The following is a 9,779-nucleotide window of genomic DNA, read 5'->3' as shown; positions in this document are numbered from 1 at the left end:
GCGATATCTGGGGTTACATTGCATTGAATCATTTCAAGCAAAAAACCATTGCTGGCGAAATTGGCTCAAGCACCATGCCACATAAAGTGAACCCAATTGATTTTGAAAACTCAGAGGGCAATCTGGGGCTGTCCAACGCGGTGCTGGGCCATTTAGCCAGCAAACTTCCTGTTTCGCGCTGGCAGCGTGACCTGACGGATTCCACCGTGTTACGTAACTTGGGCGTAGGCTTGGGTTATGCGTTGATTGCCTATCAAGCGACCATGAAAGGCATTAGCAAACTTGAAGTCAACGAAGCGCACCTGTTGGAAGAGTTGGATCACAACTGGGAAGTTTTGGCCGAGCCGATTCAAACAGTTATGCGCCGCTATGGCATTGAAAAACCATACGAAAAATTGAAAGAATTGACCCGAGGGAAACGTGTCGATGCGGCGGGCATGCAAGCCTTTATCGACAGCCTCGCGCTGCCGGAAGCAGAAAAAACCCGCTTGAAAGCCATGACACCCGCCAATTACATTGGTCGTGCCACAACAATGGTCGATGAGTTGAAGTAATACTTTAGTCTCAACATCAGGTGGCAAATCAACGCCACCTGAATAATTTCTTATCCTTTCGTGTACTGCCCCTGTTTAGCCCCGGTTTAGTCACCGTCATTGATAATACTGTTGATGTCAAAAGGACTTTACACTTGCTGGAGCTAATATCACTATGTTGAAGCAAACACTTCTTTCTCTCGCCCTAATGGGAACCTGCACTGCCGCTATGGCAGCGGATTACACTTATGTAGCCGGTGGCCTGCAATATGGCTCAATCAGCAACAATGAGCGTTTCGATAAAGAATTCAATCAAAGTCAGTACAGTCATATCGGTAACCGCGATATGGGCGGTATCTACTTCAATGGTGGCTATGGTTTTGATAACGACCTGTTTATTGATGGTCGTATAAGTAGCATCGCCAATAATGACCGCGGCCTTGCCGAAGCAGTCCTCGGGCTGGGTTACCATTTTGCCTTCTCACCCAATATTGATTTCTATACCTTGGTGGGCGGCAGCCGCCATGCAATGGTATTTGATGCCAGCAAAGACGGCAAAAAAACCAATACTTACAATAGCGCCACAGGCGAAATTGGTATCAAAAGTAAGTTATCACAGGATATCGGTCTGGATGTTGCCTACCGTTTGGCAAACTATGATAGTCGTGCATACCATGAAGCACGTGTAACAACTGACTATGCTCTGACACAAAGCCTCTCTGCAGAAGTAGGTTATACCTACCATAACTGGAAAGTCAGTGATCAAGCGATGCAGGCAGGTTTACGTTACACTTTCTAAGTCACTGTTCTAATTTTTACTTGTCGGGTAATATTAGATTACCCGGTTAATGTCTTATCGAGGAATGTAGTATGCGGGTTTTAGTTGTCGAAGATAATGCTTTGTTGCGTCACCATCTTACGGTGCAAATGCGTGAAATGGGCCATCAGGTTGATGCAGCAGAGGATGCCAAAGAGGCAGACTATTTCTTGCAGGAACATGCCCCAGATATCGCCATTATTGATCTTGGTTTACCAGGCGAGGATGGCTTAAGCCTTATCCGTCGTTGGCGTAGTCATCAGACAAACCTGCCAATTCTAGTGCTTACTGCGAGGGAAAGTTGGCAAGACAAGGTTGCAGTACTGGAAGCCGGTGCTGATGATTATGTCACCAAACCTTTTCATCTTGAAGAAGTTATAGCGCGAATTCAGGCATTGATGCGACGCAATATCGGCCTCGCGTCCCAAATTATTGAATTTCCCCCATTTCAAATTGATCTCTCTCGCAGAGAGTTGTGTGTCAATCAGCAACAGATTAAACTGACCGCTTTCGAATACACTATCATTGAAACCCTTATTCGTAATGCAGGAAAAGTAGTCAGCAAAGATACATTAATGCTGCAACTCTACCCTGATGCAGAATTACGTGAGAGCCATACTATCGACGTATTAATGGGCCGTTTACGTAAAAAGCTGCTGGCAGAACATGAAGGTGAAGTGATTACAACTATCCGTGGTCAGGGATACCGTTTTGACGCCAACTAGACATCATGTTCAGGACAAATAGCAAGCCCTTCTCTCTTCGTGCTCGTTTTCTTATGGCGACAGCAGGTGTCATCTTAGCGCTGTCGTTATCATATGGTATGGTCGCCGTCGTCGGTTATATTGTCAGCTTTGATAAAAACACCTTCAGCGCACATCGCGGTGAAAGTAATTTATTTTTCAGCTTGGCCCAATGGCATGACAATAAGTTGAGCATATCGGTGCCGCCAGAACTTGAGCTGAATATCCCGACGCTGGTTCTGATTTACGATAAAGATGGCAATATACTGTGGCGCCAACGGCATGTGCCCGAACTTGAATCTCATATCGAAAAAAGCTGGCTACAAAAACCGGGATTCTATGAGCTGGATACCGGAACACATATAAGTAGCATGATGTTGGGTGATAACCCTAAAGCGCAAGACCAGCTAAAAAAATATGACGATACGGATAACAGTGCTCTGACTCACTCTGTATCCGTCAATACTTACCCCGCAACATCCCGCTTACCACAGCTCACGATTGTCGTTGTAGATACCATCCCACAGGAATTGCAGCGTTCTGATTTGGTTTGGAATTGGTTTAGTTATGTCTTACTGGCGAATTTGCTGTTAGTTGTTCCCTTACTTTGGCTCGCCGCCTATTGGAGCCTGAGGCCCATCAAAGCACTGGTCAGTCAGATAAGTCAGCTAGAAAAAGGTGAACGCGATCAGTTAGATGAAAACCCACCTCGAGAATTGCAGAGCTTAGTGCGCAATCTCAATATCTTACTCACCAATGAACGCCAGCGTTATACCAAATACCGCACGACACTTTCCGACCTGACTCATAGCCTCAAAACCCCGCTAGCGGTATTGCAAACGACGCTGCGTTCTTTACGCACCGGTAAGCAAACGACTATCGAGGAAGTCGAGCCTATCATGCTAGAGCAGATCAGCCGCATCTCTCAGCAAATCGGTTATTACCTGCACCGTGCCAGTATGCGTTCCGAGCATAATGTATTGATTCGCGAGATCCACTCAGTTCCCGCTCTACTCGATAGCTTGTGTAGCGCATTAAATAAAGTTTATCAGCGCAAAGGAGTTGTGCTGACGTTGGATATTTCGCCTGAGGTGACTTTCCTTGGGGAGCGAAATGACTTTATGGAGGTCATGGGTAATGTTCTGGAAAATGCCTGTAAATACTGTTTGGAGTTCGTCGAGATAACCGCCCTGCACTCAGAAAAACAGCTCACTATTGTCGTTGACGACGATGGTCCAGGCATTCCAGAAAGCAAACGACAGTTGATTTTCCAGCGTGGGCAGCGAGTCGATACTTTACGCCCTGGGCAAGGGCTGGGATTGTCCGTTGCTGCCGAGATTATTGAACAGTATCAAGGCAAGATAACCATTACTGAAAGCCCCTTGGGTGGAGCAAGAATGATGGTAACTTTTGGCCAGCAGCATGATTATCACGCTGATTAATAAAATTTACCTGCCAATATCTGATACTCATAGCTGGCATCCGTTATAATCACCAGCAAGTTCACCCCCTATCCTGGAATAAACATGGATTACCAACTCAGTCTCGATTGGCCTGATTTCCTGCAACGCTATTGGCAGAAACGCCCCGTCATCCTCAAACGTGGCTTTAAAAATTTTATCGATCCGCTCTCACCAGATGAACTCGCTGGTTTAGCTATGGAAAATGAAGTTGATAGCCGTTTGGTGAGCCATGAAGATGGCCGCTGGCAAGTCGGCCATGGCCCCTTTGAAAGTTTTGATCATTTAGGTGAGACTAATTGGTCGCTGCTAGTACAAGCCGTTGACCATTGGCATGAGCCTGCGGCTGCATTAATGCACCCATTCCGCCCGCTTTCAGACTGGCGCATGGATGACTTAATGGTCTCTTTCTCCGTTCCGGGTGGCGGTGTCGGCCCGCATTTTGACCAGTATGATGTCTTTATTATTCAGGGCACGGGGCGTCGTCGCTGGCGGGTCGGTGAGAAAACGGAAATGAAACAGCATTGTCCTCACCCTGACCTGCTGCAAGTTGGGCCTTTCGACGCCATTATTGATGAAGAAATGGAGCCTGGCGATATCCTTTATATCCCGCCGGGATTTCCTCATGAAGGCTATGCGTTGGAAAATGCCTTGAATTATTCAGTCGGTTTCCGTGCACCTAATGGCCGCGAACTGGTCAGTGGCTTTGCCGACTATGTGCTGGCTCGCGAGTTGGGTAGTTATCGCTACAGCGATCCAGATTTGCAATTACGCGAACATCCGGCGGAAGTGTTGCCACAAGAAGTCGATAAACTTCGTACAATGATGCTCGATTTAGTTCAGCAACCAGAGGATTTCCAAAACTGGTTTGGTGAATTTATTTCCCAATCGCGCCATGAACTGGATATCGCGCCACCAGAACCGCCTTATCAGGCGGGTGATGTCTATGAGCTATTGCAACAAGGTGAGGAGTTACAACGTCTTACCGGGTTGCGTGTTCTACGTATTGGTGATCAATGCTTTGCTAATGGTGAGTTGATTAATACACCACACAGACAAGCCGCCGATGCATTATGCCAACACTTTAGCGTGGATGCGCAGCAGTTGGGGGATGCGCTGGAAGACCCGTCCTTCCTGGCGATGCTCACCGCGTTGGTGAACAACGGCTATTGGTATTTTAGCGACTGATATTTCGAGCTTATTCCGCAAAAATGCCCCGGTAAACGGGGCATTTTTATCAGTCGGTCAGACTGATGACTCTTTAGCGCGTTTCGCCGTCAATTCAGCAATGCGCATAATAACCGCCACCGCTTTCTCCATCCCTTCCAGCGTTATAAACTCATGTTTACCATGATAATTATAGCCGCCTGTGAAAATATTTGGGCAAGGTAAACCAAGGAAGGATAGCTGCGCACCGTCAGTGCCACCACGTATCGGCTTCATGATGGGGGTAATATCACAATCATGCATTGCCTGCTGAGCTATCTCGATGATATGTGGGTGTTTAATAATATGCTCTCGCATATTGTAATAGCTATCATCTATAACGATTTCAATATAGCAATCACGGTGTAAACCTTTGCCTACCCGTTTAGCGATATCCACCATATTTTTCTTGCGTGCTTCAAAACCATCGCGATTAAAGTCTCGCACGATATAGTGCATTTCTGCCCGTTCGACCGTGCCTTTAATACTTTGCAGATGATAGAAACCGTCATAACCATCAGTACTTTCAGGGGTTTCATCCGTGGGTAATTCCTGATGGAAACGGGTTGCCAGTGATAGCGCATTGACCATCACCCCTTTGGCACTGCCGGGATGCACATTATTACCGACAATCTTTATGGTCACCGATGCGGCATTGAAGTTCTCAAATTCCAGCTCACCGACACCGCCGCCATCCACGGTATAGGCCCACTGGGCATTAAATTCTGCCACATTAAAGAAGCGCGCACCTTTCCCTACTTCTTCATCCGGTGTGAAAGCGATACGAATATCACCATGCGGGATATTGCTGTGCTTTAAGCGCACCATAGCAGTAATAATTTCCGCAATACCCGCTTTATCATCCGCACCCAATAAGGTTTTGCCATCAGTGGTAATCAAGGTATGCCCAAGCAATTGATGCAAGACGGGGAACATGACCGGCGATAAAACCTCGTCGCCCATCCCCAAAGCAATATCACCACCACGGTAGTTTTCTACAATCTGCGGATTAACATTTTTACCCGAGAAATCAGGTGAAGTATCAAGATGGGCAATAAAACCAATGGTAGGGACCAGCCAGGAGACATTGGCAGGCAAGGTTGCCATCACACAGCCGTGCTCACTCAAACTCACCTGAGAAAAACCCAGCGTCTGCAACTCATGTTGTAACGCCAGAGCCAGCTTGCGCTGCCCTTCAGTGCTCGGCACGGATTTTACATTGGCTTTTGCTTGTGTATCAAAAGAAACATAGTTGAAAAAGCGGTCGAGTAATTTGTCCATGGGCCCACCCTCATAATAGTGAATATCATTATGGGGAAGTGATCACCATCAAATATTGCGTCAGGTCAGTTTTAGACAAACTTAAGCCAGAATAAAAAAAGACAAACCAGGAACAGTGTCGAGTGAATAAGAGCCGCTAATCACATTGCGGCTCTTATTCAGCAAGGTAATTTAGTCGCCTTGACGATTTTCGCCGCGCGTGGTTAAGAATTCGCGCACATATTCTGGAACCACTTTACTGGCTAAACCGTAGTGTTTTTCATCAAACTGGCTCTCGACCTGACTAGGCTCGAGATTCAACTCGACAGTATGAGCACCATGCAAGCTCGACTCATGGACAAAACCGGCGGCAGGATAGACATGGCCGGAGGTGCCAATTGAAATAAAGAAATCAGCCTCAGCCAGCGCCTGATAGATTTCATCCATGCCCATTGGCATCTCACCAAACCACACAATATGTGGGCGCAGTGGCGATGGGAATTGGCAACAATGGCAGCGCTCATCCGCACTGAGATCACCCGGCCAATCCAGTACCTGGCCTGACTGGGTGCAGCGCACTTTCAATAACTCGCCATGCATATGAATAACGCGCTTACTACCCGCTCTCTCATGCAAATTATCTATATTCTGAGTCACCAGTACGAAATTATCACCCAGCACTGCTTCCAAATCAGCTAATGCAAAATGGGCGGCATTTGGCGCAATATCAGGCTGCTGTAACTGGCGGCGGCGGGCATTATAAAAGGCCTGAACCAGTTCAGGGTCACGACGATACCCTTCAGGGGTGGCAACATCTTCCACCTGATGCTCTTCCCACAAACCATCTGCCGCACGGAAAGTACGAATACCCGATTCGGCCGAGATGCCGGCCCCCGTCAGAACCACCACAAACGGCTTCTTCATTTCGGATGTTGCAGCACTGTCTCGATGAAAAATACGGGAGCGAAAACGTTGATGGCGCAAGTGCTTATTCTTGCGAAACCGACACAACCGATGGCGAATGCGCATAACCTTTTGCCTCTATTTTAGGTATTTTTATTTGCTATTGATTAATTAACGCTCAGACAAATGCAGGAACGCCGCCCCACGAACACCGCCCGCATCACCATAACGCGCTTTTTCAATGCGTGGCAATCGGGCTACTCGCAATAAATGCTGTGGTAGCCGTTTCGGCAGTTCTTGATAGATATGCTCGAAATTAGATAATCCACCACCGATTACAACGAGATGGGGGTCCAGCATAGTCAATAAATTACCTAAGCAAACAGCCAGTACATCCATAAAACGCTCAACATGAGCTACAGCCTTGGATTCACCGATGTTATAGTTTGCAATAATTTCAGTTGCAGGCAAAGATTGCTGGTTGAAATGTTTGTACATCCATTCAAAACCACGTCCTGAAATATAATTCTCAATACAACCATTATGGCCGCAACCACATGGTACTCGGGGAATATCTGCACCCAGAATATCCAGCGCATCTACTGGCAAACGAAAATGACCAAATTCGCCAGTAATATGGTTTCGCCCACTGACAATATTGCCGTTCACAATTAGCCCACCACCGACGCCAGTACCAAGAATCAGCCCTAATACTGTTGGATAGCGGCGAAACTCAGGATCCCAGGCTTCCGACAATGCAAAGCAGTTAGCATCATTATCGATTCGAACTTCGCGCCCGATTAACCCGGAAAGGTCACCTTGCAAGGATTGTCCCATAGCCGCGGGCACATTCGCCGTGAATACCGTACCATCATCGGCGTTGGGCAAGCCGGGAATGCCGATACCCACACTGCCTTTAATACTACAAAACTCATCGGCTTCCCGTGTCAGGTCATGTAATGTTTGCAGTAATAGCGAGTAGTCTTCGCGCGGTGTAGGGACACGCTTATGCCAGATTCGTTGCAGGTTAGCATCAAAAACGCCTAACTCAATTTTGGTGCCGCCCATATCAAAACCGTAATACATAAAGTTATCCTTATATACCCTAAATAATTCGAGTTGCAGGAAGGCGGCAACTGAGTAAATCCCCAGGAGCTTACATGAGTAAGTGACTGGGGTGAGCGAAGGCAGCCAACGCACATGCAGCTTGAAGTATGACGGGGATAATTATTGCCCGCTCAGTACCCGCGCCGGATCAATACGACTGGCACGACGCGCCGGATACCAACTGGCAATTAAACTCAACACCAATGCGGTCGCCAGCACACAAGCCACATCAAACCAGTGCAGTTCTGACGGCAAAAAGTCGATGAAATAGATATCACCCGACAAAAATTGATGCCCGATCAGCTTTTCCAACCCACGGATAATGTTGGTTAATTGCAAAGAGATAATCACTCCCGCGACCGCCCCGCTGACACTGCCGATCAGCCCTGCCATCAAGCCATACCAGATAAAGATGGCTCGTATCAGGCCATCTTTAGCGCCTAATGTGCGTAACACCGCGATATCGCTGCTTTTATCTTTAACTGCCATCACCAGAGTGGAAACAATGTTAAAGCTGGCAACCCCGATAACCAGTACCATCGCTAAATACATGATGGTGCGAATCATTTGGATGTCACGATACATATAGCCGTAGGTGCCAATCCAACTGCTGATATACACATAGGCATTCGAGACCTCTCCGGCACTGCGTACCAGTTTGTTGGCGTTATAGACATCATCGACCTTGATGGCTATACCAGTGACACTGTCACCCATGTCCAGATATTGCTGCGCATCGACTAAAGGTACTAATGCCAGGCTGTGATCCAGTTGCCCACTCAATTGAAAAACACCCGCCACTTGCAAGCGAATACGCTTGGGTTGCAGTAATTTCATCTCAGGGTCGCTATTAGGGATCATGACTGTCAGCCATGACCCCTGCTTCACACCCAAGGCATCGGCCAGACCTTTGCCCAAAATGATCTGCTGCTGACCGGCTTTGAAATTGTCCCAGGCATGATTAAGGACGAAGCTCGGCAATGCACTAAGTCGCTGTTCGGCCTCGGGATCAACACCTTTGACCTGTACGGCACGCAGCTGTGTGCCGTTTTCAATCAAACCGGTGAAATTGATATAAGGTGCCGCCGCCACGATACCGGGTACTTTTTCAATCCGCTGTAAAGTTTGCGGCCAACCACTAAATGGCTGATTGACCACCGCAATTTCACCGTGTGGCACCACCGCCAAAATACGATTTTTTAGCTCACGTTCGAAGCCGTTCATGGCACTTAAGCCGACGATCAACACCGCCACGCCCAAAGCAATGCCCAAGGTGGAAATCACCGAAATGAGTGACACCATTCCGCCGCGACGGCGGCCACGGCTAAAACGTAAACCGATTAACAGTGAAAGTGGCGAAACGCCCATCCCAATTGCCACTATTGCGCCCCCACCAACGTCAAGTGCTGCTGTAGCTGGCCGTCACGCATTTCCAACTGACGGCTCATGCGTTTGGCCAATTGCAAATCGTGAGTGACCACTAAGAAGGCGGTCCCCTGACGAACATTCAATTCACCTAGCAAATTAAAGATGCTATCGGCATTCCGTTGATCGAGGTTACCGGTCGGCTCATCAGCCAACACCAGCGACGGGTTGTTCACTAGCGAGCGCGCAATCGCCACTCGCTGACGCTCACCACCGGATAGTTCGGACGGGCGATGTTTGCTACGCTTTTCCAACCCCACAGCCACCAGCATCGCGCGGGCTTTATCCTGCGCTTCACTCGGTTTGGCACCGCCGATAAGTAGTG

General features: G+C 47.9%; 10 protein-coding genes. 5 read left to right on the top strand and 5 right to left on the bottom strand.

From position 1 onward, the window contains the following. The 5 genes from ACNSO8_RS03380 to ACNSO8_RS03360 form a co-directional block, all read left to right on the top strand. Positions 1-554, top strand: a 554-nt coding sequence (locus tag ACNSO8_RS03380) for a lyase family protein (protein ID WP_418393823.1), incomplete at its 5' end; no start/stop codon positions are given. Positions 555-708: 154 nt separating this feature from the next. Next, positions 709-1,332, top strand: coding sequence for a YPO1635 family putative outer membrane beta-barrel protein (locus ACNSO8_RS03375; RefSeq protein ID WP_019083393.1), 624 nt, complete (start codon positions 709-711; stop codon positions 1,330-1,332). 71 nt (positions 1,333-1,403) lie between these two features. Next, a complete protein-coding gene (gene phoP / locus ACNSO8_RS03370) occupies positions 1,404-2,075 on the top strand; it encodes a two-component system response regulator PhoP (RefSeq protein WP_005158018.1) in 672 nt (223 codons plus the stop codon). A 5-nt stretch (positions 2,076-2,080) separates the two neighbouring features. Further along, complete coding sequence (gene phoQ / locus ACNSO8_RS03365; RefSeq protein ID WP_005170639.1) at positions 2,081-3,535, top strand: two-component system sensor histidine kinase PhoQ; 1,455 nt, start codon at positions 2,081-2,083, stop codon at positions 3,533-3,535. 84 nt (positions 3,536-3,619) lie between these two features. Further along, complete coding sequence (locus ACNSO8_RS03360) at positions 3,620-4,741, top strand: JmjC domain-containing protein (RefSeq protein WP_411928862.1); 1,122 nt, start codon at positions 3,620-3,622, stop codon at positions 4,739-4,741. Between the two features lie 57 nt (positions 4,742-4,798). Here ACNSO8_RS03360 and pepT read toward each other — a convergent pair whose 3' ends face one another. The 5 genes from pepT to ACNSO8_RS03335 form a co-directional block, all read right to left on the bottom strand. Further along, positions 4,799-6,040: a peptidase T gene (pepT, locus tag ACNSO8_RS03355; RefSeq protein ID WP_019079780.1), complete on the bottom strand. Its 1,242-nt coding sequence runs from the start codon at positions 6,038-6,040 to the stop codon at positions 4,799-4,801. Between the two features lie 171 nt (positions 6,041-6,211). Next, positions 6,212-7,048 carry a Sir2 family NAD+-dependent deacetylase gene (cobB, locus tag ACNSO8_RS03350; protein WP_011816137.1) on the bottom strand — a complete coding sequence of 279 codons (837 nt, stop codon included), beginning with the start codon at positions 7,046-7,048 and terminating at the stop codon, positions 6,212-6,214. Positions 7,049-7,093: 45 nt separating this feature from the next. Further along, on the bottom strand, positions 7,094-8,008 hold the full coding sequence (gene nagK, locus ACNSO8_RS03345) for an N-acetylglucosamine kinase (RefSeq protein WP_411928863.1): 915 nt from the start codon (positions 8,006-8,008) through the stop codon (positions 7,094-7,096). A gap of 141 nt (positions 8,009-8,149) precedes the next feature. Then, the gene (gene lolE, locus ACNSO8_RS03340) at positions 8,150-9,397 is read right to left on the bottom strand and encodes a lipoprotein-releasing ABC transporter permease subunit LolE (RefSeq protein ID WP_057631002.1); all 1,248 of its coding nucleotides are present in this window, start codon (positions 9,395-9,397) and stop codon (positions 8,150-8,152) included. Between the two features lie 11 nt (positions 9,398-9,408). After that, a partial coding sequence (locus ACNSO8_RS03335) for an ATP-binding cassette domain-containing protein (RefSeq protein ID WP_418393822.1) occupies positions 9,409-9,779 on the bottom strand: 371 nt, incomplete at its 5' end.

The organism is Yersinia sp. LJYL362 (genome assembly GCF_048323875.1).
Note: the sequence above shows the minus strand (reverse complement) of the source record. Positions and strands in the feature narration are given on the sequence as shown.